We start from the raw sequence: 23,297 nt of genomic DNA, 5'->3' as shown, positions 1-23,297 counted from the left end.
CGCGCCGCGGAACGGGCCGGCTCAGGCGCCTGCGGCGAGCCGGGCGGCCAGGTGGTGCAGGGCCAGCCGGTAGCCGTCCACGCCCAGCCCGCAGATCACCCCGGTCGCCACCGCCGAGATCACCGAGTGGCGCCGGAACTCCTCCCGGGCGTGGATGTTGGAGATGTGCACCTCGACCAGCGGACCACGCAGCATGGCGCAGGCGTCCCGCACCGCGACCGAGTAGTGCGTCCAGGCCGCCGGGTTGAGCACCACAGCCGCTTCCTCGTCGGCCGCCGCGTGCAGCCAGGCCAGCATCTCGTGCTCGGCGTCGGTCTGCCGGACCACCACGTCCAGCCCCAGCTCCCGGCCGTGCCGCTCGCAGTCGGCCACCAGCTGCGCGTAGCTGGTCACCCCGTACACGTCGACCTGGCGGGTGCCGAGCCGGCCCAGGTTCGGCCCGTTCAGCACGTACACCCTCATGAGCTGATCTCCTCGTACGCGGCGGCCAGCAGGTCGTCCGGCGGCGCCTCCAGGATCGCCGGGCGGGCGAGGCCGTCGAGCACCACGAAGCGCAGCCGGCTGCCCCGGGCCTTCTTGTCCACCCGCATCGCGGCCAGCAGCTCCGGCCAGGCGTCGGCCCGGTAGCCGGTGGGCAGGTCGAGCGCCGTCAGCACGCGGCGGTGCCGCTCGGCGTCGGCCGCGTCGAGGCGGCCGGCGAGCCGGGCCAGCGTGGCCGCGTAGACCAGGCCCACCGACACCGCGTGACCGTGCCGCCAACGGTAGCCCTCCACCTTCTCGATCGCGTGCGCGAGCGTGTGCCCGTAGTTGAGCACCTCGCGTACCCCGGACTCGCGCAGGTCCCCGGCGACCACGCCGGCCTTCACGCGGACCGCGCGCTCGACCAGCTCCCGCAGCACCGGCCCGGCCGGGTCCAGCGCGGCGGCCGGGTCCCGCTCGACCAGGTCGAGGATCACCGGGTCGGCGATGAACCCGCACTTGACCACCTCGGCCATGCCTGCGGCCAGGTCGGCCGGGGGCAGGCTGTCCAGCGTCGCCAGGTCGGCCAGCACACCGGCCGGCGGGTGGAACGCGCCGACCAGGTTCTTGCCGGCGGCCGTGTTGATCCCGGTCTTGCCGCCCACCGCCGCGTCGACCATGCCGAGCAGCGACGTGGCGACCGGCACCCAGCGCACGCCGCGCAACCAGGTAGCGGCGACGAAACCGGCCAGGTCGGTGACCGCGCCCCCGCCCACCCCGACCACCGCGTCGGTACGGGTGAACCCGGCGTCGCCGAGCCGGTCCCAGCAGGCCGCCGCCACGTCGACGTGCTTGCCCGCCTCGGCGTCGGGCACCTCGATCAGCAGCGGCGTCACGCCGCCCTCGCGGACCGCGTCGGCGAGCCGGTCGGCGAGCGCCTTGAGTGGCGGCGCGTGCAGGAAGGCCACCCGCTCGGCGCCCGGCAGCAGCCGGGGCGGCGGGCCCAGCAGGTCACGTCCCACCAGCACGTCGTACGGCCGCTCGCCGCCGACCGGGATCCGGGTCACCTCGTCCATCGCGGGCAGCCTAGTGCAGGACGGCGCCCTCGCGGGGCGACTGTCCACTGGCTGGGTGTTTGACCGGTCGCGCACCGGGTAGGGCGGCCGGAATGAGCGAGACGACGGCACACGCGACCCGACCGGAGTCCGCGGCGGGCATCCGGCTGCCCGCCACGATCCTCGGCGTCGGGCTGGGCGGCTTCGTCGACGGCATCGTCCTGCACCAGGTCCTCCAGTGGCACCACCTGCTCAGCAGCACCGGCAGCGACCGGGTCGGCATCCGCGAGTACCCGGTGGACACCGTGCCCGGGTTGCAGATGAACACGCTCTGGGACGGCCTGTTCCACGTGGTCACCTGGGTGGCGGTGCTGACCGGCCTGGCCCTGCTCTACTCCCGGGTGACCAGCTCCCGGGGCCGGCTGTGGCGCTCGCCGATGCTGTGGGGCTGGGCGCTGATCGGCTGGGGCCTGTTCAACCTGGTCGAGGGCGTCATCGACCACCACCTGCTCGGCATCCACCACGTCCGCAGCGGCCCGGACCAGCTCTGGTGGGACCTCGGGTTCCTCGCCCTGGGCGTGGTGCTGATCGCTGTGGGCTGGGCGATTCAGCGCCGGGCCCGGGCGGTCGATCTCTGCGCGCCGGAGCGCCGGTGAGCCTGGCTCACGCCGGGCACGTCGACGGCGGCTTCCCGGCGACCGCGCTGGTCCCGGCGGCGCTGTTCTGGGCGTACCTGGCCGCCGCGCTGCGGCTGCGTGACCCGGGCGGGCCGGGCTGGCCGTACGCCCGGACGGCGAGCTTCGGGCTGGGCGCGCTGCTGCTGGCGGCGGGGCTGCTGTGGCCCGCCGGCGACTTCGTCGGGCACATGTGGCAGCACCTGCTGATCGGCATGCTGGCGCCGCTGGCGCTGGTGCTCGGCGCGCCGGTCACGCTGCTGCTGCGCACGCTGGACCGGCGTACCGGCCGGGCCCTGGTCCACCTGCTGCGGCATCCCGTCGCGCGGGTGCTCGGCCACCCGGTGACCGGGCTGCTGCTGACCGCGGGCGGACTCTGGCTGCTCTACCTCACCCCGCTGTACCGCGCCACGCTGGACAGCCCGGTCCTGCACACGCTCGTGAACGCGCACTTCCTGCTCAGCGGCTGCCTGTTCGCCTGGTCGATCGCCGGGCCGGACCCGGGCCCGCACCGCCCGCGCGTACCGGTGCGGCTGGTGGTGATCGGGTTCGGGGTGGCCGCGCACGCCACCATCGCCCAACTGCTCTACGCCGGGCTGTTCGTGGACGTGCCGGCGACCGCCGCCGAGCTGCGGGCCGGGGCCACGCTCATGTACTACCTCGGCGACCTGGCCGAGATCGCGCTGGCGCTCGCGCTGCTCGCCACCTGGCGACCGGAGCGGAGCCCTAGCCGCCAGGCGGCCGGGACCGTTGCGGCCAACGCCTGACCGTCCACCTTGCGCCGGCGCGCCTTCTCACCCGCCCACGGCGTTCCACCCACCGGCGTCATGCACGCCGACTGGAACACCACGGGTGCCAAAACGCTCGGGAGACACCCACGGCGTTCCACCGAGGGAGCCGGACCCGGCGGGGCGGGCGGTTGTCAGGGCTTGAGCAGCGCGGCGATCTCCGCCGCCAGCTCTTCCGGGGTACGCCCGTCCGTCACCACGGTCGCGGTCGCCACCTCGGCGTAGAGCGGGCGGCGCTGGTCCATCAGGTGCTTGAGCGTGGCGCGCGGGTTCAGCGCGAGCAACGGACGCCCGGCGCCCAGACCGACCCGCTTGACCGCGTCCGGCAGCTCCACCGACAGGTGCACCACGGTGTGGCCGATCAGCGCGGCCCGGTTCTCCTCGGCCAGCACCGCGCCGCCGCCGAGCGCGAGCACGCCCGCGTGCGACGCGAGCGCCGCCGCCACGGCGGCCCGTTCGAGGGTACGGAAGTGCTCCTCCCCCTCGTCCACGAAGATCTCCCGGATGGGCTTGCCGGCGAGGTTCTCGATGTCGGCGTCGGTGTCCCGGAAGTCGACGCCGAGCGCCTCGGCCAGCGCCGTGCCGACAGTGCTCTTGCCGGAGCCAGGCGCACCGACCAGCACGCAGACCGGCCGCGTGCTCACTTGATCACCAGGCCGTCGAGGTAACCGGTCAGGTTGCGGCGCATCTCGGCGACCGAGTCGCCGCCGAACTTCTCCACCGCCGCCTCGGCCAGCACCAGCGCCACCATCGCCTCGGCCACCACCGCCGCCGCCGGCACCGCACACACGTCGGAGCGCTGGTTGATCGCGGTCGCCGGCTCGCCCGTGGTCACGTCGATAGTCGCGAGGGCCCGGTTCAGCGACGAGATGGGCTTCATGGCCGCCTTCACCCGCAGCGGCTCCCCCGTGGTGATGCCGCCCTCCAGGCCACCGGCCCGGTCGGTGATCCGCCGCACGCCGGTGGCGGTGGGCACGATCTCGTCGTGCGCCTCCGAGCCGCGCGATCGGGCCTGCTGCCAGCCGTCGCCGATCTCCACGCCCTTGATCGCCTGGATCGACATGAGCGCGGTGGCCAGGCGGGCGTCGAGCTTGCGGTCCCACTGCACGTGGCTGCCCAGGCCCGGCGGCACCCCGTACGCCAGCACCTCGACCACGCCGCCGAGCGTGTCGGCGGCCTTCTTCGCGGCGTCGACCTCGGCGACCATCCGGGCGCTGGCCTCGGCGTCGAGGCAGCGCAGCGGGTCGGCGTCGATGCGCGCGGCGTCCTCCGGCGTGGGACGCAGCCCCGGCTTGACCGCCACCGGGCCCAGCTCGACCACGTGCGAGACGATCTCGATGCCGAGCGCCTGGCGCACGAGCGCCTTGGCGACGGTGCCCACCGCGACCCGGGCGGCGGTCTCCCGGGCGCTGGCGCGCTCCAGGATCGGCCGGGCGTCGGTGTGCCCGTACTTCTGCATGCCGGCCAGGTCGGCGTGACCCGGGCGGGGGCGGGTCAGCGGCGCGTTGCGGGCCTGGCTCGCCAGCTCCTCCGGGTCGACCGGGTCGGCGGCCATCACGGTGCGCCACTTGGGCCACTCGGAGTTCCCGACCCGGATCGCCACCGGGCTGCCGAGCGTCACCCCGTGCCGGAGCCCGCCGATGATCTCGACCTCGTCCTGCTCGAACGCCATCCGGGCACCCCGGCCGTAGCCGAGCCGGCGCCGGGCCAGCTCGCCGGAGATCTCCCCGGTGGTCACCTCGATGCCGGCGGGTACGCCCTCCAGCATCGCGACGAGGGCGGGTCCGTGCGATTCACCTGCAGTCAGCCAGCGCAACACGACGTCAGTCTGTCACGCGCCGTGGCCCCGTCCGTGCTCTGCCCACCGCGTCCCGCCCTGCGGACACCATCGGACACACGCGCACAGCAGGTGCCGCCGGCCCTACGGCCGACGGCACCTGTGCGGGCGACACCGTTGTCGCACGTCGAGCGGTCTGCCGACTATCCGAGGATCTCGATCGCGCCCCTCGGGTTCAGGTCGGCCCAGAGTTCGACCGCCCCACGGTCGATGTCACGGATGACCACACCACCGTCCCGGTCCAGTTTCGGATGGTGCCGGGAGCGGACCAACCTCAGCGACAGCTTGCCTGCCAGCGAGAATGCCGTGAGGGCAAGAGTCAGCACCAGTGCCACGGAAAGCAGGTGCGGGCGGTCGACCACGACATCGACGACAGCGATCAGCAGGATCAACCCGGCTACGGCGAGGATGCCGGGGGCAACCCTCCGACGCCACATCGACGCCCACCGGCAGGTGCGTGCGAACCGGGCGGCGGTGGCCTCGTCCACGACGAGACTCACCTCCAGCCGGCTCACCCCACCGGACGAAGTCAGGCAGCACGTACGCACCGCATGTCCCGTCCCCGTGCCGTCGATGATCGAGACAGGCGGCGGCAGCAAGTTCTTCGCCGCCTCCCGCGCCAATCGCACGTTCACCTTGGTTCTCATCCCTCAGCCGCATTCCACTTAATTGCAGTACCAACCACGGTACGAAGCACTGAAATGATGATTCCGCCAGTTCCGGTCGTAGTAGATCCGGAGGCGCCCCTTGTAGGTGGCCCCCTTTCCGCGACACCAGTGGTCATAGTGCAGATACATGACCGCAAGGATGAAGGCGGCGATGGCATAGGCCGCCGCGAACCATCCGGTGAGGCCGCTGGCGATCAGCCCGTAAGCCAATCCGTACGTGCCGAGCCAGGCGAAGTCGCGGTGGCTGAGATAGCAGCTGAAGTCGGTACTGTACCGTCGGCCGCCGTACTGTCCCCACCAGTAGTACCAGTTCGACCAGTACTTGTTGTAGCGCCAGCACGACAGAGCGCCAGAATGGTCGTGCTTGTTGACCGGGTCACCGGTGGAGTACTCGTAGGAGTTCGCGTTGCCGCCGTAAACCGGGTCGTTGGACAGGAACCGCCCCGTGGCGGGGTTGTAGATGCGGGCACCCATCAGCACGACCCCACCCGGGGTGTCCGCGGCCCGCTGGGCCGAGCCCTGCCAGCCGTACCGCCGGCTGCCCGCATCAGCGCTGTTGCGTGCCAGGCCGTACTCCGTGTAGCCGCTCGTGTAGGCCAGACCTGTACCCGTCTCGGTCATCCCCGCCACGTTGTCGCCGTTGACGTTGACGATGGTCCAGGTGACGCCGGTCGTGTTGGCGAAGGTGCCCGCGACACCGGCGAGGCCGGCCACCTGGCGGGTGCTGTTGCCGTTGCCCTCGTCGGTCCAGGCGGGCTTGTCCCCCTCGTTGCTGTAGTGGTGCCGCTTCACCAGGCCGGTCGCCGTGTCGGTCCAGGACCGGAACCGATTGCTCAGCACGTCCAACGTGTATGTCGCCTGCCGGCTCCCCTGGACTGCCGTACGTGCCATGTCGTTCACGTAATACGTGAACTGTGCAGTTCCGCCTCCCGGTACCGCCGAGTCGGTTGCCGGCTGCATAAGCGTCCGACCCAGAGCGTCGTAGGTGTACCCCGTCCCGACGAGCCGGTCCGCGGAGTCGTGATCCCACGTCTGGCTGGTCAGCGTCGTGGCGGCCTGGCAGGCCCCACCGGTTCCGGCGCCGAAGGTGTTGAGGTCGACCCGGTTGGTTGCCTGGTCGAAGCCGTAGGCCCTGGTGGTGCACTGGCCGGACAGGGTGTCCTGGACCTTCGTGACCCGACCGGCCGCGTCATAGGTGTACGCCTGACCGGAGAGCGTCGAAGTGCTGACCCGCCGCTCTTCGCCCCCGCTGTAGCTGAGGGTTTCGGCGTACACCGTGCAGTCGCTCTGACCGCAGCCCGGCTTGACGTAGCTGAGGTTGGTGATGAGCGCGGCCTCGTTCACCTGCACCGACGTCACGAGCCCGTTCGGCGAGTTCTGGGTGGCCAGCACCCCGTCGGCATCGTAGCTACCGACGAAGTTGCCCGACTGGCTGTCGGCGAGCTGCGTCGGAAGGCCACGACGCTCGGCGCCCCCGTCGTAGGTCAGCGTGCGGGTTCCCTTACCGTCGTTGATCACGCTCGGACGGGACGCGATGTCGTAGGTGGTCGTGGACACGTTGCCGTCCGCGTCCGTGTAGGAGATGGACCGCCCCAGGGCATCGTATCCACGGACGACCTGTGCGGTGACCACGCCCGACCCGTTCAGCGTCTCCGTACGCGACAGCTGCGCAGTGGCCTGGTCGTACACGTTGCGCCGCTTCTCGATCGGCTCGCCGGACGACACCGGGCCCGTGACGGTCGCTTCGGACTGACGGCCGGCGGCGTCGTAGGCGAATGTGGTCGTCCGCTGGGCGCCTGAGGAGTTCTGCTCGGTCACGGTCCGCTGCTGGCCGTAGAAATCGTAGGTCGTGACCCTCGACAGCAGTTGCTGACCCTGCTCCGGCTGCCCACCGGCGCTGGTCCGGCAGACAGCACCGGCCCACTCGGCATGGCCACCGCACTCCGGGTAGGTGGCATTGGCCGCGGTCGTGTAGTAGACCGTCTGCCGGGTGGAGGGTGTCGTCGTCGAGTCGCCGCCACCGGGACTCGTCTGGGAGACGACCGCGCCACGGGCGTCGTACGCCGTCCGCGTGGTCAGGTCCAACCCGTCGGGATCGACGATCTGGACCGTGGGCTGCTTCAACGTCCAGTCGTACCGGGTGGTGGAGGTCCGGGTGTCCGCGTCGACGGTCTGGCCGCCGTCGATGTAGCTGACCGAGACCCGTTCGGTGGTGCCCAGGTTGTAGGGCCCGCCGGTCCCCGGCGCTCCCTCGTCGTAGGTGTACCGGGCGTGGGTCCGACCGCGGACGACAGTGCCGGTCGACAGCATCACGTCGTGCTCCGGCCCGAAGGTCTCCAGCAGCCGCTGCCCGTCGCCGGAGTAGACCGATGTCTCCCGCAGTTTCGCCGCCACCTGGGCCTCGGCGGTGGCGTTGTCGGTGGTCGAGGCGTCGAGGGCTCGCTTACGGTTCCCCGCGCTGAGGTCACCCACCGTGTTGCCGTAGCCGTCGTACCAGGTCGTGGTGAGATAGCCACCCGGCTGCGCACTGTTGACCGTCCGCGCGTTCGCGTCCAGGTAGGTCACCGTCGCCCGCTCGTACGACCCGGGCAGAGTGCCGGTGCTCGGGTCACCGGTCGGCACCTGGGTGGCCGGGAATACGGCGGTGGCGTCGGTCGGCGGCTCGGACTGCGCCCACCGTGCGGTCTGCGCTCCGGACAGGTCGTAGGGCGCTCCGCTCCCGGATGTCGGCACCTGGTAGACGACGGTCTCCACGGCGGTTCCGGCGGTCAGCGCCGACCGGGTGACCTTGTAGAGCCGCCCCTTGCCCGGGTCGCTCGGCGTGGTCGTGTACGAGAACTGCCACGGCTGCTGAGCCGGCGGGGTCAGCGAGACGATGATGCCGTTCGAGTCGTAGAAGTAGACGGTCCGCAGCGAGTGCGCGCCGGTGCCGTCGGTGTAGTCCAGCCGGGGGTCCGCGAAGCTCCGCAGCCGGCCGCCGTTGTCGTAGGTGTACCGGGCCAGCACGACGGTCCGCATCGCCGGCGTGGCCAGGTCCGGATCCCAGGCGGTGTAGGAGATCTGCTTCACCCGGCCGACGTAGTCACCCCACTGGCCGTCACCGAGGCCGGTGGCAGTGGTCGTGGTGGCGTAGGTGAAGGTCAGCGCGCGGCAGCCGCGGACAAGCGTGGTGCAGCTGACGCCGGCCGGCACCGGGGCCAGCAGGCGGGTGGGCCGCATGATGTCGTTGGTGCCGAGGGTCACCTTCTCCCAGGAGTAGGTGGTGGTGTTGCCCGATCCGGGCGGGGTGACCGAGGTGGGGGTGTAGACGTTCGCCGGGTCCGTCGCGGTCCGGGTGAACTTGACGACGTTCCCCTTGTCGTCGGAGAGGGTGAAGGTGCTGGTGGCCGAGGCGAAGGTCAGGGAGTAGGACTCGGCGCCGACCTGCGGCTCGTAGTTGACGCCGGCGCTGTCGACCTTGGTGAAGCCGATCGACGAGTCGTCCGGTAGCCGGACCTGTACCAGGCTGCCGTAGGCGGTCAGTTTGGTGTAGGGCGCGTCCGCGTCGGATACCACCAGGCCGGAGACCCAGCCGGGACCGAAGAGCGGGTCCAGGCCGAGCGGCTGGCGGCTGTTGACGGTCCGCGAGATGGACAGCCCGGCGACCGAGACGTCGGAGGCGGAGAGCTGGTAGTTGCCGGTGATCAGGTTGACCGAGCCGGGCCCGACCTGGGCGGTGTCGGCCGAGGCGAGGTTGCGGTCGAAGCGGAACTTGACCAGGTCGGCGGGCGCACCGTAGTTGCTCAGGTTGAAGAACGGCCGGACCTGTACCGGCCCGTCGCGTGGGATGCCGGCCGCGTCCACCGAGGCGAGAGTGGCGGAGACATCCCAGTTCAACCTCGGCGCGATGCCACTGGCGAGGGCCACCGGCCAGGTGACCGCCCCGCCGCCGACGGCGTACGTGACGTGGCCGGCCGGGATGGTGACCCAGCTGTCGGATCCGGCCCGCCGCCACTGGTAGGTCACGTCAGCGAAGGACGGCGCGGCGGTCGAGGCGAGCGCGACCTTGGCACCGCTGACGTCACCGGCCCTCGGCGAGTCCTGCGAGCCGGAGCCGACCTTGAACGGGTAGCTGCGCAGCGCGGTGACGTTGCCGGCCGAGTCCCGGGTCCGGGCCCAGATGTTGTGCCAGCCGGGGGTCAGCGGCTTGATGCTCACGGTCGCCGGCGCGCCCGGGGCCGGGGCGTTTACCACCTTGTTCGGCGGTGACACGTCGAGGCTGTACTCGTACGCGGCGGCGTCGGCGATGCCGTTGGGGTCGAAGGTGAAGTTGGCGGCGACGTTGGCGTCACCGCCCCACTGGTTCTCCGGGTAGGTGGTGGAGCTGACGATGGGCGGGGCGCCGATCGAGGTGTCGACGGTGAACTCGCAGAACGGCGACCAGGCGCCGTCGACGCTGCCGTCGTTGCCGCGTACCCGCCATTTGTAGGACGATCCGTTGACCATCACGCCGGCCGGGACGCTGGCGGTGAAGGTGCTGCCGGAGGCGGCGGTGCCGGTGATGGTGCTGCCCAGCTTGGTGGTGCCGGTCAGCGTCCACCACTCGATCTCGGCCTTCACGGTCGAGCCCTCGCCGTCGGAGATGACCGACTTGAGCTGGGGGGTGGCGGTGTTGACGGTCGGCCGCGCTGTGCCGGTGACGCAGGCGGTCGACGGCACCGTGGAGCGCGTTCCGACCGTCGGGTACGAGTTGTACGTGACGACCGCGTACGGCACCTGGCTGCTGTCGGCCGCGTTGCGGGAGCGGAACTGCTTGAAGCTGTTCGTGTTCGTCTCGTCCGTGCCGCGCACGCCCATGTAGGCGGTCGACTGCCCGGCGGTGGCGGCCCGCTGGAAGAAGCTGGTCCCGCTGATGTTCACCCAGCCGTCGTCACAGGCTGACGAGAAGCCCTTGGTCTGGGTGGAGGTGGCTTCCTTCTGGATCCAGGTCGGCTGGGTGCCCCAGCGGGTGGCCGAGGAGGCCGCGCCGGTGCTCCAGATCTCCCAGGAGTTGGCGGTACAGGTGTTGGACCAGAAGTTCCAGAAGTAGACGGTCGCCGACGTGATCTGCTTGCCGGCGAGCGCGGAGACGGGCCAGTGCACGAACGCCCGGGACTTGACGTTGGGCGAGCCGGCGAGCAGGCCTAGCTGGAGGTCGTTGGCGCCTCCCCGGTCGACGGTGTCACCCTCCTTCACGTACGTGTCGAAGGAGGTGTAGAGCGGGTTGACCTGCGGGTCGATGGTCACCGGGTACTGGGTGGCCGGGTCCTTCAGCCAGGTCAGGTCCGGCTGCAACCGCATGGTGAGGCCGTTCGCGGCCGCGCCGCGGTTCGCCGCCGCGGGCCGTTCCGCCTTGGTCCGGACCATGGTCCGGCGGGTCGGTTCCTCCGAGCCGGGGGCGCGCCGGGCGTCCCACATCTGCGGGGCCGGAACGGTGGCCAGCGGCTTGCCCTTGGCGTTGAGCAGGGTCAGACCACCCGCCGAGTCCTGGGTGAAGGAGGCCAGTCCCTTGCCGGTCAGGGGCAGCGCCAGCGACGGCAGGCGGTCCACCGCGTCGCGGCTCTTGACCGTGAGGAACTGCGAGAAGCCGGTCCGGGTCGCCTCGACCACGAGGTCGATCCCGGGCGCGATCTCGGGGTACGTGGCGCGGTTCTGGTCGAGGACGGGCGTGGGCAGGGCACCCGGCCAGCCGAGCGCGAACCGGCCGTCGCCGACGCCGACCGCGGCGAGTTCGCCCGCCCCGGAGCGCTTGCCGGAGATCCGCAGGTCGAGCGGGTGCGCCACTGCCTGCACGGATCCGTCGGCGGCGGGTTGCAGCCTGAGGTCGATCGGCACCCACTTCTGGTTCTGCCGCATCCGGACCGGACCGGCGTGGACGGTCGCCTTGATCTGCCCGTTGGGATGGGCGATGTACTCGGCGGACTCGGTGGTCATGCCGGTGACGCGGACGTCTTGGCCGGTCATCCGGGCGGTGATCAGCGCCGCCATCTCGTCGGGCCGTTCCAGCACCTCGGCCGGTTTGGGCTTGGGCGCCGCCTCCGCCCGTCGGACGGGAACGTCGGAGAGCGTCATCGCCATCGTGGCGGCCAGGGCGGCCACAGCCACCTGTCCCCACCTGGATCTCACCCGTCTGTCTAATGTGGACAGTAATCGGGCTTTTCGCACGCGCGCAGGAGCCACCAGGGCCCTCCCCCGTGAACTAGGGCTGATAGTGGGGGGAACGCTACGGTCGGTAAGAGATGAACGTCAATCATGATTTTGCGTCACCGCAGGCTGACGCATATCAATACTTCTGACCAGCCAAGACTCTCGCAGGCCGGACCCGGCGATCACGATCCGTGAGCCTGCCGGAGTCGGCGAGGCTCAGGGGCGACGATCGGCGGCCATCGCGGCGGCCATCGCGGCGCGGGGCGCCGGAACACCGGTGAACTGCTCGAACTGGTCGAACGCCTGGGCCAGCAGCAGGTCCAGCCCGGAGACCACCCGGCACCCGGCAGTCAGCGCCGCCGCCGCGAGCGGCGTGGGCCACGGGTCGTAGACGACATCGAAGAAGACGGACTCCGGCCGCCAGTCGAAGTTGTCCGCGAGGGGGTCGGCGACGCCCTTGGGCACCGTGGAGATCACCAGGTCGGCGCGGGCGTGGGCGGATGCGCCGTCCCACTCGGCGCCGGCCAGTGGCACGCCGGCGGCCGCCGCGACCGGGCGCAGCTCGTCGACCGCCTCCGGGCTGCGGGCCACCACTGTCACCTCGGCCGCACCGATCCGGGCCGCCGCCGCGATCGCGGCCCGGGCGGTGCCACCCGCGCCGAGCACGGTGACCACCGCCCCGGCCGTGCAGCCTGCACCGGTGAGCACCTCGACCATGCCGGTGACGTCGGTGTTGTCCGCGTACCAGGTGCCGTCGGGGCGGCGTACCAACGTGTTGGCGGCGCCGACGGCGGCGGCGACCGGCGAGACCTCGTCGGCCAGCGCGAGCGCCGCCTCCTTGCCCGGCATGGTCACCGACAGCCCGGCCCACTCGGGGCCGAGGCCCGCGACCAGTCCGGGCAGCTCGTCGGCACCGGCTTCGATCCGGGTGTACGACCACCCGGTCAGCCCGGCCGCCGCGTACCCGGCGGTGTGGATCACCGGGGAGAGCGAGTGGGCGATCGGCTTGCCGACCACCGCGGCGCGGCGGGGATCTGCCATCAGATGATCCCGGCCTCCTTGGCCTTCCGCTCGTTGCGCAGTTGCTCGTCGTAGGTCTCGGCGAACGCGGAGCGACCGTCCTTGCTGATCGCCACGAAGTAGAGCCACTTGCCCGGCGGCGGGGCCAGCGCGCCCTCGAGCGCCTCCTTGCCCGGGTTGTTGATCGGTGACGGGACCAGCCCGCGCAGCTTGCGGTTGTACGGGTTCTTCGGGTTGTCCAGCTCGGCGGCCGTCATGTCCTTGGACGCCTTGGTCTTCTGCCCGGTCAGCTCGAAGTAGTAGTTGACGGTGACGTCCATCTCCAGGCAGTTGCAGGGGAACTCGCCGTAGACCCGGTTGTAGGCCACCCGGGCGACCTTGCCCAGGTCGGCCTTGTTGCCGGCCTCCGCTTGGGCCAGCGAGGCGACGATCAGCGCCTCGTACGGGGTGATGCCGCCGCGTTCCTTCTGCACCTTCTCGGCGTACTGCATGTTCGAGGTGACGGTGAGGAAGTTGTTCACCATCAGCTTGAGCACGGTCTCGGCGGTGGCCTTCGGCGGGATCTCGTACGTGTCGGGGAACAGGAAGCCCTCGATCGACGGCTTGACCGTCTTGCCGTCGGAGCGCTTGAACCACCAGTCCGGTACGCCGAGCGCGATCGGGTCCTTCGCCGCCGCCTCGAAGTCCTTGACCGGGATGTCGGTCTTCTCGGAGAGCCGCTTGTAGACCGTCTTCGCGGTGAGCCCCTCGGGGATGGTGATCCCGTTCACGATCCGGTTCTTGAGGTCCAGCATCGCCGCGATCGCCGCGTCGCCGCTCATCTGCTTGCGCAGCTTGTACGTGCCGGGCTGGATGTTCTTGCTGCGCGAGTTCTCCTCGGCGGCCTCGATGAACGCCTTGGTGCTCTTCACCACGTCGGCGGCGACCAGCGCATCGGCCATGTCGGCGAGCAGCGCGCCCTGCTTGATCTCGACGGTCACCTCGCCGGTGCCGGAGCCGTCGTAGTCGGGCGTGACGAAGTAGTTCTGGACCCGGTCGAAGCCGTAGAACGCGCCGCCGCCGATGCCGCCCAGCAGGATCAGCGCGAGCGCGAGGGCGAGCAGGGTCTTGCCCCGGCCGCCGCCGGACTTGCCCTGCCGTCGGCGCACCGCGCCGCGCCGGTGCCGGCCCTTATCCCCCCTGTCCTGCTCGTCGAAGCCCAGGTCAAGGTCGTCGATCATCGCGTCCGCCTCCGCTGTGCGTCCAGCCAGCTCTGCAGAATCTCCACCGCGGCGGCCTGGTCGACCACCGCCCGTTGGCGCTTTCCCCGGACGCCCCGTTCGGCCAGCCTACGACTCGCGACGACGGTAGACATCCTCTCGTCCGTCAGCGTCACCGGAATCGGCCTCATTACATCAGCCAATCGGCTGGCATATGCCGATACGTTCGCCGCCGCCGGCCCGTGCTTTCCGGCGAGGTTGATCGGCAACCCGACCACGATCCCCACCGCCTCGTGCTCGGCGGCGAGCCGGACCAGCTCGGCCATGTCGGCGGGCACGGCGTCCGGTTCGGCGGTCAGGTCGCGGGCCAGCGTGACCAGGGGCGTGGCGAGGATGCCGTGCGGATCACAACGGGCCACCCCCACCCGGACCTGGCCCACGTCGACGCCCAGCCGGACGCCACGGGACAGCTCGGCCACTATCGGGCACCTCCCCGCCGGTACGGGCCAGGGCGGACCGGGTGGTCCGCCCTGGCGTCGATCGGTGCGCTCATGCCGTGCCGGCTGGGCATGCGCTCACGGCCCTCGCTCCGCTCGGTGCGTTCGCTCATGCCGTGCCGGCGACCGCCTGCTCGACGGTGACCAGCAGCTTCGGCGCCTCCGCCGCGGGCAGCCCGCCGCCCTGGGCGAGGTCGTCGCTGCCGCCGCCCCGGCCGGAGAACGCCGCCTTCACGAGGTCCTTCGCGCTCAGGCTCCGGCCTCGGGCGGCCTGGTTGACGGCCACCACCAGGGACGCCTTGCCGTTGGCCCGGGCTGCCACCGCGACCACCGCCGGACGGGCCGGGTCGATCCGGCCCCGGATCTCCTGGGCGAGCGTCCGCACGTCGTTCGCCGCCGCGCCCTCCGGCGCCTCGGTGCCGACGTACGCGACACCGCGCACGTCCTTCGCCTGCGCCGCCAGGGCGCCGGCCCCGCCGAGCACGAGCTGGGCGCGCAGCTTCTCCAGCTCCTTCTCCGCGTCGCGCAGCTGGGTGACCGTCTGCTCCACCCGGTCGGCGACCTGCTCCCCGGGCACCCGGAACAGCTCGGCCAGCCGGGACACCAGCAGGTGCTCACGGGCCAGGAAGCCGAACGCGTCCATGCCGACGAGCGCCTCGATCCGGCGTACCCCGGAGCCCACCGACGCCTCGGAGAGGATCTTCACCAGGCCGAGCTGGGCGGAGCGGGCCACGTGCGTGCCGCCGCACAGCTCACGGGCGTAGTCGCCGACCTCGACGACCCGGACCCGCTCGCCGTACTTCTCGCCGAACAGGGCCATCGCCCCGATCCGGCGCGCCTCCTCCTGGCTGGTGACGAAGGCGTGCACCTCCAGGTCGGCCAGCAGCACCTCGTTCACCTGCTGCTCCACGTCGTGCAGCACGCTCGGCGCCACACCCGTCGGGGTGTTGAAGTCGAACCGCAGCCGGCCCGGCGCGTTCAGCGAACCCGCCTGGGTGGCCGACTCGCCGAGGAAGTTGCGCATCGTCTGGTGCACCAGGTGCGTGGCGGTGTGCGAGCGGGAGATCGCCCGGCGGCGGGACACGTCGATCTCGGCGTACCCGGTCTCGCCGGAGCGGACCTCGCCGCGCACCACCTTGGCGCGGTGCACGATCAGGCCGGGCACCGGCTGCTGCACGTCGAAGACCTCGACCTGGCCGCCGCCGACAGTGATGAGGCCCTGGTCGGGCTGCTGCCCGCCGCCCTCGGCGTAGAACGGGGTGGTGTCGAGCACCAGCTCGATCGTGTCCCCCTCGACCGCGGCGGAGACCGCCGCGCCACCGGCCAGCAGCGCACGCACCCGGGACTCGCGGCTCAGCTCCGTGTAGCCGGTGAACTCCACCGGCCCGCCGCCGTCGAGCACCGACCGGTACGCCGACACGTCGGTGTGCCCGGTCTTGCGCGCCTGCGCGTCGGCCTTGGCCCGGCTGCGCTGGTCGGCCATCAGCCGGCGGAAGCCCTCCGCGTCGACCTGCAACCCCTGCTCGGCCGCGATCTCCAGGGTCAGGTCGATCGGGAAGCCGTACGTGTCGTGCAGCTGGAACGCCTTGTCACCGGAGAGCGCCGCCTTGCCGGCCGACTTGGTCTCCGCGATGGCGGTGTCCAGGATCGTGGTGCCGGCGCGCAGCGTGGCCAGGAACGCGTCCTCCTCGGCGTACGCGTACTGGGAGATCCGGCCGAAGTCCTCGGCCAGCTCCGGGTACGAGGGCGCCATGCAGTCCCGCGCCACCGGCAGCAGCTCCGGCAGCGCCCGGTCGGAGTAGCCGAGCAGCCGCACCGCCCGGATCGCGCGGCGCATGATCCGGCGCAGCACGTACCCCCGGCCCTCGTTCGACGGGGTCACGCCGTCGCCGATCAGCATCAGCGAGGTCCGGACGTGGTCGGCGATCACCCGCAGCCGCACGTCGTCCGGGTGCGACTCGTTCGCCGCGTGACCGGAGTGCACGCCGTAGCGCTTGCCGGTCAGCTCGGCGGCCCTGTCCAGGATCGGCCGGACCTCGTCGATCTCGTAGAGGTTGTCCACGCCCTGCAGCAGCGAGGCCATCCGCTCCAGGCCCATGCCGGTGTCGATGTTCTTCGCCGGCAGGTCACCGAGGATCGGGAAGTCCTCCTTACCGGTGCCCGGACCGCGCTCGAACTGCATGAAGACGAGGTTCCAGAACTCCAGGTAGCGGTCCTCGTCGACCTCCGGACCACCCTCGCGGCCGTAGGCCGGGCCGCGGTCGTAGTACAGCTCGGAGCACGGACCGCACGGGCCGGGGATGCCCATCGACCAGAAGTTGTCGGCCTTGCCCCGGCGCACGATCCGGTCGGCCGGCACGCCGGTGGCTCGCCAGATGTCGTACGCCTCGTCGTCGTCCAGGTAGACGGTGGCCCAGATCCGCTCCGGGTCCAGCCCGAAACCGCCCGCCTCGACCGACTTCGTGGCCAGGTCCCAGGCGAGCGGGATCGCCCCGGACTTGAAGTAGTCACCGAAGGAGAAGTTGCCGTTCATCTGGAAGAACGTGCCGTGCCGGCTGGTCTTGCCGACCTCGTCGATGTCCGGCGTACGGATGCACTTCTGCACGCTCGTCGCCCGCGCGTACGGCGGGGTCTGCTGGCCCAGGAAGTAGGGCACGAACTGCACCATGCCCGCGTTGATGAACAGCAGGTTCGGGTCGCTGATGGCGGGCAGCGGAGCGGACGGCACCACGGTGTGCCCGTTCGCCTCGAAGTGGGCGAGGAACCGCCGCTTGATCTCCGCCGTCTTCATCGCTGGTGGTCCTCCGGGAAAATCTCTCGATCGCCGATCCGCGGGTCCTCCCGCAGCTCGGCGAACTGGTCGTCGTACGCCTCGCCGCGGGCGAAGGCCTCGTGGATCTCCTGCTCACGCTCGGCCATGCCGACCCGGACGTCGTCCACGAACGCCCGCAGCGACTCGACCAGACCGCCGGCGGACTCGGACAGCCCGCTCGCGATGCCCGCCGGGGTGTACGCCTGCGCCGTCCGGGTGGCCTTGCGCACCACCAGGACGCCCACGGCCAGCCCGATGCCCAGCCAGAACAACCGCCTCATGCTCTCATCCTCCCGCGTACGCCGGTCGAGGTCAGCGGTTGCCGCGCTTGGCGGCCCGGCGCTGCTGCTTGATGGTGTCGCGCACCTCGCGCTCAGTCTCGGCGTGCCGGCGAGCGGACGCGGCCCGGCGCACGCCGTACCCGAACGCGGCCACCTTGACCAGCGGGTTCGCGGCGGCGGCCGAGACCACGGTGGCCAGGTTCGCCACGTTCGCGGTGACGTTCTGCGCGTGGCTGGTCATGGTGTCCACCTTGGCGAGCTGCAGGTTCACCCCGTCCAGCGAGGTCTGCACCTGCTCCAGCGCCACGTTGACGTTCTTCACCGTGGTGTTCACGTCACCGAGCAGCGGCGCGGTGCGGTCGTTGAGCTCGTTGATCATGCGCGTCGTCGCGTCCACGGTGTGCCGCAGCCGCAGGATCGGCACCGCCAGCACGAGCACCAGCATCAGGAACGCGCCGGCCAGGACCAGCCAAGCGACCTCGCTACCGTTCACGCGAACGTCCTCCTCAAGCAGTGTCCCGGGACCCGACGCCCCGGAACGCGCGACCGTACCTACCCACTTCGCGCCACGCCGACCCGGTCACCGGGCGCGGACGGGCGTGCCAGCCCCAGACCCTACCGTCCGTGATGAAAGTCGGCTCACGACGGTGAGGGAGTCGCCTCGCCCAGCGGGTCGTCGGTCAGCGTCGGGAACGGGTCCTCACCGGTGAGTGACGGATCGGTGGTCGGCGTCGGCCCGGTGCGCTCGTCGTCGATCGCGTTGCGCACCTTCACCGACACCAACGAGCCGGTGCACGCCGCCGCTGCGGGCGCGGGCGGGGCCGACGGCGCGGGCGCGCCGTCGATCGGCGGCGGCGTGCAGGCCGGGTCGCGTACCCACAGGTCCAGCGTGAGTTCGTCGCGGCGCCAGCAGGTGTAGCTGCCCTCGACCTTCTCCTCCGGGCAGCGTTCGACGCTCCACCGCCGCCAGCCGTCCTTGGCCAGCGCCTGCTCGTAGACGGCGACCGTCTGCTCCCACCCCTGCTCCGACTCGACCGCGCGTTCGCGCAGCCGGCAGTCCTGCAGGCACCAGCGACTGCCGCTGACGTTGTCGACGGTCTTGGTCTCGGCCCAGGCGGGCACGTCGAGCGTGTCGAGGGTGTCGAAGACCGGATCGCGGCTGAGCGTCCGCATGCCGAAGTAGAGCGGCACCGCGCCCAGCAGCACGAGACTCACCAGCGCGAGCACGCCCATCCGCAGGCGGCGCCGCTCGCGCATCTGCCGCCGCAGCTCGGACCGGGCGCCGCGCAGGCCACCGGCCTCCGCCTCGGCCTCGTCCACCCCGGGACCGGCGGGTCGCGGCGCCGGCATGCCGTCCGCGCCGGGCCGTGTCCCCGAAGGCTCCCCCTGGGGTACGACAGCAGCCGCCCGCGCCACCGCCGGAGCGCCCGGAGGCGGCGCCATGCCGACCGGGTTGCCCGGTCCACTGCGGTCCGGCTCCGGTCCGGGGCCGGCCGCCCGTCCGGTGGTCCGCTCGTCCGGTCCGACCGGTCGCGCCACACCCGCAGCCGCGCGGGCGGCAGGCGCCGGTCCGGCGGCCGCGCCCCGGGCGCCGGGCGCCATCGGCGGACGGGGTGCGCCACCGGGCGGAGGTGCCTCACCGGGCCGGGCCGGGCCGGCTCCGCCCGGCCCCTGCCGGGACGGATGCGGGCCGGGACCGCCGGGCCCTTGCCGGGGCGGATGCGGGCCGGGACCGGTACGGCCACCGTCGCCGCCGGGCGGGCGGCCCGGAGCGCGGACGGCCTCGTCGGAACGACCACCGGGACGGCCACCGCCGATCGGCACACCACCGGTGCGCTCGACGTCGCCCTGCGGGCCGGCGCCGGGCGGGCCGGCCGGGCCGCCACCGGGTCCCGGCGGTACGCCGGGGCGGGCGGCCCCTCGGGCCGGGCCGGGGCGGCCGGGCTTCGCGGGCGGGGCGGGCATCGGAGGGCCCGCCGGGGGCATGCCCTGGCCGGACTGGTCGGGCCGGGCCGGCGGAGCCGGGTGGCCGGCCACCGCGCCACGCCCGGGCACGCCCGGTCCGGCCTGCCCGGGCCGCCGGGACGGCACACCCGGATCAGCCGGTTCGGGACGGACCGGTGGGACGGCGGCGCCGGTACGGCCGCCAGGCCGGCCGGTCTGCTCGTCGGCCGGGCGGCGGGTCACCGGCATGGCGGGGTCGGTGTGTGGCGTGCGACCCGCCTGCCGCAGCCAGTCGGCGGGCCGCTGAGGGCGCGGATCGCCGGTGTCGTCGAGGGCCGCGCGACGCCCGGGTCGCGCCGCGTCGCCGGGGCCGGTGTCGGCCGCGCCGTCGGGTACGGCCCTGCGGCCGTCCGGCGCGGCGCGGCGCGGGCCGTTCGCCGGGGCGCCGGACACGGGCGCGCCGGGCAGGTCCGGCGCGTTTCCGCTCCGCGGCACCACCGGCGGGCGGTCCGGCTCCGGGGCGGCCCGGCGGCCACCCGGCGGGGACACCGCAGCGGACGCCGCACCGGGGACAGCGGCGCGGTGGCCGCCGGTGGGCTCCTCGTGCCGGGATCGTCGCCCGCCACCGGGGGCAGGGGTGGCATCGGGGACGGCCCGCCCGGCCGGCCCGCCGGGGACGACGCCCTCCGGGGCGGCGCGGCGGCCGGCGCCGGAGACGGGACGCGTGCCGGGCGGGACGTCGTCCGGCCGCGCACGGCGGCCCGCGTCCGACACGGGCCGCACGCCGGGCGGAACGTCGTCCGGCCGCGCACGGCGGGGCCCGCCGGAGACCGGCTGGACGCCGGCGGTGTCGTCGGGCCGGGCCCGGCGACCGCCGGGCGACGGGGTGACCGGCGGGGCGACGGCGGCCTGGTGCGCACCCTCAGGCGCGCCGACGCCGTGCCGGCCGCGAGGTGTCGGCGGCCGGTGCTCGCCGTCGACGGGCGGCCGGCCCGGATCGGCAGGTACCCGGCCGTGCGCAGGCGGCCCGGCGGGCGGACCGGGCGGCGGCGTGACGCCGGTGACCGGCGGCTGCTGGCCCGTGGGGCCGTCCGGGCTCCGGCGGACGGGTGGTCCCGCCGGACGACGGGCCTCGGGCACGCCGGGCCAGGGGCCGTCGGCAGGCGGCCGCGGTGCGCCGGCCTCGGGGCCGGGCCGTACCGGCGGCGCGGCCGGGCCGGGCTGGTCGGGACCGCGCCGGGTCACCGGAGGACGCGGACCGGGCCTGCCGCCGGGCATCGGGTGCGGCGCGTCAGCCGAGCCGCCGGGCGGCATCTCCGGGCCGCGCCGGGCGGTGCCCGCGTCCACACCGGGACGTCCGGCGACCGGGGGTACCGGTACGTCCACGCCGGGCCGGCCGCGACCGGGCGCGGCCGGTCCCCCGCGGCCCACGCCCGGAGGCGCCGCCGGGCCGGGACGACCGGAAACGGGCGGGAGCGTCGGGTCGGTGCGGCCGTCCGGCGCGGGCCCGGTGGGTTGGGTCCGGCCGGAGGGCGGGGGCGCGGCGGCGGGAGACGGCGCACCGGGCCTGCCCGCCGAGGGCGGTGCCGCCGGGCTGGGACGACCCGAAACAGGTGGCTGCGGACCCGGGTGACCGGAGGTGGGTGGTTGCGGGCCCGGGTGGCCGGGCACGGGTGGCTGCGGGCCCGGCGCCGGGGAACGCGGGGCGGGCCGGGCGGCGGGCGGAGGCATCCCCGGCGCGGTGGGCGAAGGCGCCCCCGGCCCGGGGGCCGGGCCCGGCGCGGCGCCCGGCCGGCCGGGCGCGGGCGCGGGCGCGGCGGACTCCCCCTCCGGTCCGAGTTCGCCGCCCTGCTGCTTGGCGGTGCGCAGGTCGTCGATCCAGCCGAGTTCCTCGCCGACGACCGTCGGGTCCAGCTCGGGCTCGGGCCGGCCGCGTCCCCACCGGCGGCCCTTTGCCCGCGGGTCGCGCCGCTCGTCGGGGCCGTCCGCCGGTCGCTCCGGACCACGCGCCATCACTACTGACCCCCCTCGGCGGCGTCGCTGCCGCCCTCACTCGCCCCGCTGGCCTGCTCGCCGCCCCCCACCCGGGCCCCGTTCACGGCGGCCGGGGCGCCGGCCTCCCGGGTCGTCGGTGCCGGCAGCCCACGGACGATCCGGCGCAGCAGCGGCAGCCGGGTGGCCACCGCCCGCTCCGCGCCGTGCCCGCTGGGCTGGTAGTAGTCGGTTCCGACGAGGTCGTCCGGAGCGTACTGCTGGGTGACCACCCCCCGGTGGTCGTCGTGCGGGTAGCGGTAGCCGGCCCCGTGGCCGAGTCCGCGCGCGCCGGAGTAGTGGGCGTCGCGCAGCCCGCGCGGCACCGGGCCGCCGCGACCGGCGCGTACGTCGGCGACAGCGGCGCCGATCGCGGCGGTGGCCGAGTTCGACTTCGGCGCGGTGGCCAGGTGGATGACCGCCTGGGCCAGGTTGAGCTGCGCCTCCGGCAGGCCCACGTACTCCACCGCGTGGGCGGCGGCGGTGGCCACCGTCAGCGCGGTGGGATCGGCCATCCCGACGTCCTCGCTGGCGAAGATCACCAGCCGGCGGGCGATGAACCGGGCGTCCTCCCCGGCCACCAGCATCCGGGCCAGCCAGTGCAGTGCCGCGTCCACGTCGGAGCCGCGCATGCTCTTGATGAACGCGCTCGTCACGTCGTAGTGCGCGTCGCCGTCGCGGTCGTAGCGCACCGCCGCCACGTCGACCGCCTGCTCGGCCACGGCCAGGTCGATCCGTTCGGCGCCGATCGCGGTCGCGGTGGCCGCCGCCGCCTCCAGCGCGGTGAGCGCCTTGCGCACGTCGCCCCCGGCGAGCCGGACCAGGTGGTCCTCCGCCTCCTGCGCCAGCACCAGCGCGCCGCCGAGGCCGCGCTCGTCGGCGACCGCGCGGCGCAGCAGCCCGCGTACGTCGTCGTCGTCGAGGGCCTGCAGGGTGAGCAGCACGCAGCGCGACAGCAAGGGCGAGATGACCGAGAAGTACGGGTTCTCGGTGGTCGCCGCCAGCAGCGTGACAGTACGGTCCTCGACGGCGGCGAGAAGCGAGTCCTGCTGGGTCTTGCTGAACCGGTGCACCTCGTCGATGAACAGCACTGTCGGCGGGCCGCCGGAACGCCGCTGCCGCCGCGCGGTCTCGATCACCGCGCGCACGTCCTTCACACCGGCGGTCAGCGCGGACATCGCCACGAACCGCCGGTCGGTGGCCCGGGCCACGAGATGGGCGATGGTGGTCTTGCCGCTGCCCGGCGGGCCCCAGAGGATGACCGACATCGGCGCCGCGCCCTCGACCAGCTGACGCAGCGGCGCGCCCGGCGCGAGCAGGTGCTCCTGCCCGACCAGCTCGTCGATGCCGGCCGGCCGCATCCGCACCGGCAGGGGCGAGTCCGCCCGGGCGTCGGTGAAGCCGTCGGCGCCGCCCGCGCCCGCGGGTGCTCCGGCGGGCTCGCCGAGGGTGAAGAGGGCGTCCGATTCCATCACGAGAACAGTACCGGGCCGGGCCGACGGCGCCGGAATCGCGCCGCCGACCCGACCCGGGTGGTCGTTTCCGGTCAGCCGCGACCCGGCCGCCGGCCCCGGTACCAGCGGCCGCCACCGCCGCCGCGCGGGCCGGAGCCGACGCCGGCCAGGTAGAGCGAGAGCAGCAGGAAGCCGATGAGCATGAGCGTCGTGGTGCTGAACAGATCGGGCGCGCCGAGGTCGGTGTTCATGAAGTCGAGCAGCAGCGCGAAACCGAACACGATGGCCGCGAGAATGGCGAGCATGTCGTTCCTCCGGTGGGGGTTCCCAGCAGGTCGGCGACGGATGTACCCAATCGGTCTGTTCGTCAATCTCCACCGTGGAACACGTCCCGGCAGTCGGGCCACACCGGG

Annotated in this window: 17 protein-coding genes; 2 read left to right on the top strand and 15 right to left on the bottom strand. The window is 73.2% G+C overall.

The window, feature by feature from the left end; all coding sequences use genetic code 11:
* Positions 1-21: 21 nt before the first annotated feature.
* Positions 22-462, bottom strand: a complete 441-nt coding sequence (gene aroQ, locus AMK25_RS09140) for a type II 3-dehydroquinate dehydratase (RefSeq protein WP_030502505.1) — start codon at positions 460-462, stop codon at positions 22-24.
* Positions 459-1,535, bottom strand: a complete 1,077-nt coding sequence (gene aroB, locus AMK25_RS09135; RefSeq protein WP_073827681.1) for a 3-dehydroquinate synthase — start codon at positions 1,533-1,535, stop codon at positions 459-461. Before aroB ends, aroQ begins: the two co-directional genes overlap by 4 nt.
* 92 nt (positions 1,536-1,627) lie before the next feature.
* On the opposite strand from aroB, the gene AMK25_RS09130 reads away from it, so the two are divergent.
* Positions 1,628-2,170, top strand: coding sequence for a DUF2243 domain-containing protein (locus tag AMK25_RS09130; protein ID WP_073827680.1), 543 nt, complete (start codon positions 1,628-1,630; stop codon positions 2,168-2,170).
* Entirely contained in the window at positions 2,167-2,955 is a 789-nt protein-coding gene (locus AMK25_RS09125; RefSeq protein ID WP_073827679.1) for a cytochrome c oxidase assembly protein, read from the top strand. Before AMK25_RS09130 ends, AMK25_RS09125 begins: the two co-directional genes overlap by 4 nt.
* Positions 2,956-3,110: 155 nt before the next feature.
* On the opposite strand, the gene AMK25_RS09120 is transcribed toward AMK25_RS09125, so the two are convergent.
* From AMK25_RS09120 to AMK25_RS09060, 13 genes are all read right to left on the bottom strand, one after another.
* Positions 3,111-3,620, bottom strand: a complete 510-nt coding sequence (locus tag AMK25_RS09120; RefSeq protein WP_073827678.1) for a shikimate kinase — start codon at positions 3,618-3,620, stop codon at positions 3,111-3,113.
* A complete protein-coding gene (gene aroC, locus AMK25_RS09115) occupies positions 3,617-4,795 on the bottom strand; it encodes a chorismate synthase (protein ID WP_073827677.1) in 1,179 nt (392 codons plus the stop codon). The genes AMK25_RS09120 and aroC overlap by 4 nt, the downstream gene beginning before the upstream one ends.
* Before the next feature lie 161 nt (positions 4,796-4,956).
* On the bottom strand, positions 4,957-5,460 hold the full coding sequence (locus AMK25_RS09110; protein ID WP_073827676.1) for a hypothetical protein: 504 nt from the start codon (positions 5,458-5,460) through the stop codon (positions 4,957-4,959).
* Between the two features lie 18 nt (positions 5,461-5,478).
* On the bottom strand, positions 5,479-11,604 hold the full coding sequence (locus tag AMK25_RS09105; RefSeq protein WP_241826289.1) for an RHS repeat-associated core domain-containing protein: 6,126 nt from the start codon (positions 11,602-11,604) through the stop codon (positions 5,479-5,481).
* A gap of 258 nt (positions 11,605-11,862) precedes the next feature.
* Positions 11,863-12,687, bottom strand: a complete 825-nt coding sequence (locus AMK25_RS09100; RefSeq protein ID WP_073827674.1) for a shikimate dehydrogenase — start codon at positions 12,685-12,687, stop codon at positions 11,863-11,865.
* On the bottom strand, positions 12,687-13,886 hold the full coding sequence (mltG, locus tag AMK25_RS09095; protein WP_073827673.1) for an endolytic transglycosylase MltG: 1,200 nt from the start codon (positions 13,884-13,886) through the stop codon (positions 12,687-12,689). The genes AMK25_RS09100 and mltG overlap by 1 nt, the downstream gene beginning before the upstream one ends.
* On the bottom strand, positions 13,883-14,344 hold the full coding sequence (ruvX, locus tag AMK25_RS09090) for a Holliday junction resolvase RuvX (protein ID WP_073827672.1): 462 nt from the start codon (positions 14,342-14,344) through the stop codon (positions 13,883-13,885). Before ruvX ends, mltG begins: the two co-directional genes overlap by 4 nt.
* Before the next feature lie 127 nt (positions 14,345-14,471).
* Positions 14,472-17,153 (bottom strand): alanine--tRNA ligase, encoded by a 2,682-nt coding sequence (gene alaS / locus AMK25_RS09085; protein ID WP_073827671.1) that lies wholly within the window; start codon positions 17,151-17,153, stop codon positions 14,472-14,474.
* Positions 17,150-17,455 carry a hypothetical protein gene (locus AMK25_RS09080; protein WP_073827670.1) on the bottom strand — a complete coding sequence of 102 codons (306 nt, stop codon included), beginning with the start codon at positions 17,453-17,455 and terminating at the stop codon, positions 17,150-17,152. Before AMK25_RS09080 ends, alaS begins: the two co-directional genes overlap by 4 nt.
* Before the next feature lie 31 nt (positions 17,456-17,486).
* Positions 17,487-17,948, bottom strand: a complete 462-nt coding sequence (locus tag AMK25_RS09075) for a DUF948 domain-containing protein (protein ID WP_043324962.1) — start codon at positions 17,946-17,948, stop codon at positions 17,487-17,489.
* A 146-nt stretch (positions 17,949-18,094) separates the two neighbouring features.
* On the bottom strand, positions 18,095-18,712 hold the full coding sequence (locus AMK25_RS33070) for a hypothetical protein (RefSeq protein WP_073827807.1): 618 nt from the start codon (positions 18,710-18,712) through the stop codon (positions 18,095-18,097).
* A gap of 2,702 nt (positions 18,713-21,414) precedes the next feature.
* On the bottom strand, positions 21,415-22,902 hold the full coding sequence (locus AMK25_RS09065; RefSeq protein ID WP_073827669.1) for a replication-associated recombination protein A: 1,488 nt from the start codon (positions 22,900-22,902) through the stop codon (positions 21,415-21,417).
* 74 nt (positions 22,903-22,976) lie between these two features.
* A complete protein-coding gene (locus AMK25_RS09060; RefSeq protein WP_013285485.1) occupies positions 22,977-23,189 on the bottom strand; it encodes a hypothetical protein in 213 nt (70 codons plus the stop codon).
* Between the last annotated feature and the right edge of the window lie 108 nt (positions 23,190-23,297).

It is taken from the genome of Micromonospora sp. TSRI0369 (genome assembly GCF_001905625.1).
Lineage (GTDB): Bacteria > Actinomycetota > Actinomycetes > Mycobacteriales > Micromonosporaceae > Micromonospora > Micromonospora echinospora_A.
Note: the sequence above shows the minus strand (reverse complement) of the source record. Positions and strands in the feature narration are given on the sequence as shown.

Coding starts and splice junctions, on each gene's coding strand:
- AMK25_RS09110 (WP_073827676.1), bottom strand. CDS start 5,460: ATGAGAACCAAGGTGAACGTGCGATTGGCGCGGGAGGCGGCGAAGAAC.
- alaS (WP_073827671.1), bottom strand. CDS start 17,153: ATGAAGACGGCGGAGATCAAGCGGCGGTTCCTCGCCCACTTCGAGGCG.
- aroQ (WP_030502505.1), bottom strand. CDS start 462: ATGAGGGTGTACGTGCTGAACGGGCCGAACCTGGGCCGGCTCGGCACC.
- AMK25_RS09130 (WP_073827680.1), top strand. CDS start 1,628: ATGAGCGAGACGACGGCACACGCGACCCGACCGGAGTCCGCGGCGGGC.
- AMK25_RS09065 (WP_073827669.1), bottom strand. CDS start 22,902: ATGGAATCGGACGCCCTCTTCACCCTCGGCGAGCCCGCCGGAGCACCC.
- AMK25_RS09080 (WP_073827670.1), bottom strand. CDS start 17,455: ATGAGGCGGTTGTTCTGGCTGGGCATCGGGCTGGCCGTGGGCGTCCTG.
- AMK25_RS33070 (WP_073827807.1), bottom strand. CDS start 18,712: ATGCGCGAGCGGCGCCGCCTGCGGATGGGCGTGCTCGCGCTGGTGAGT.
- AMK25_RS09100 (WP_073827674.1), bottom strand. CDS start 12,687: ATGGCAGATCCCCGCCGCGCCGCGGTGGTCGGCAAGCCGATCGCCCAC.
- AMK25_RS09060 (WP_013285485.1), bottom strand. CDS start 23,189: ATGCTCGCCATTCTCGCGGCCATCGTGTTCGGTTTCGCGCTGCTGCTC.
- aroB (WP_073827681.1), bottom strand. CDS start 1,535: ATGGACGAGGTGACCCGGATCCCGGTCGGCGGCGAGCGGCCGTACGAC.
- mltG (WP_073827673.1), bottom strand. CDS start 13,886: ATGATCGACGACCTTGACCTGGGCTTCGACGAGCAGGACAGGGGGGAT.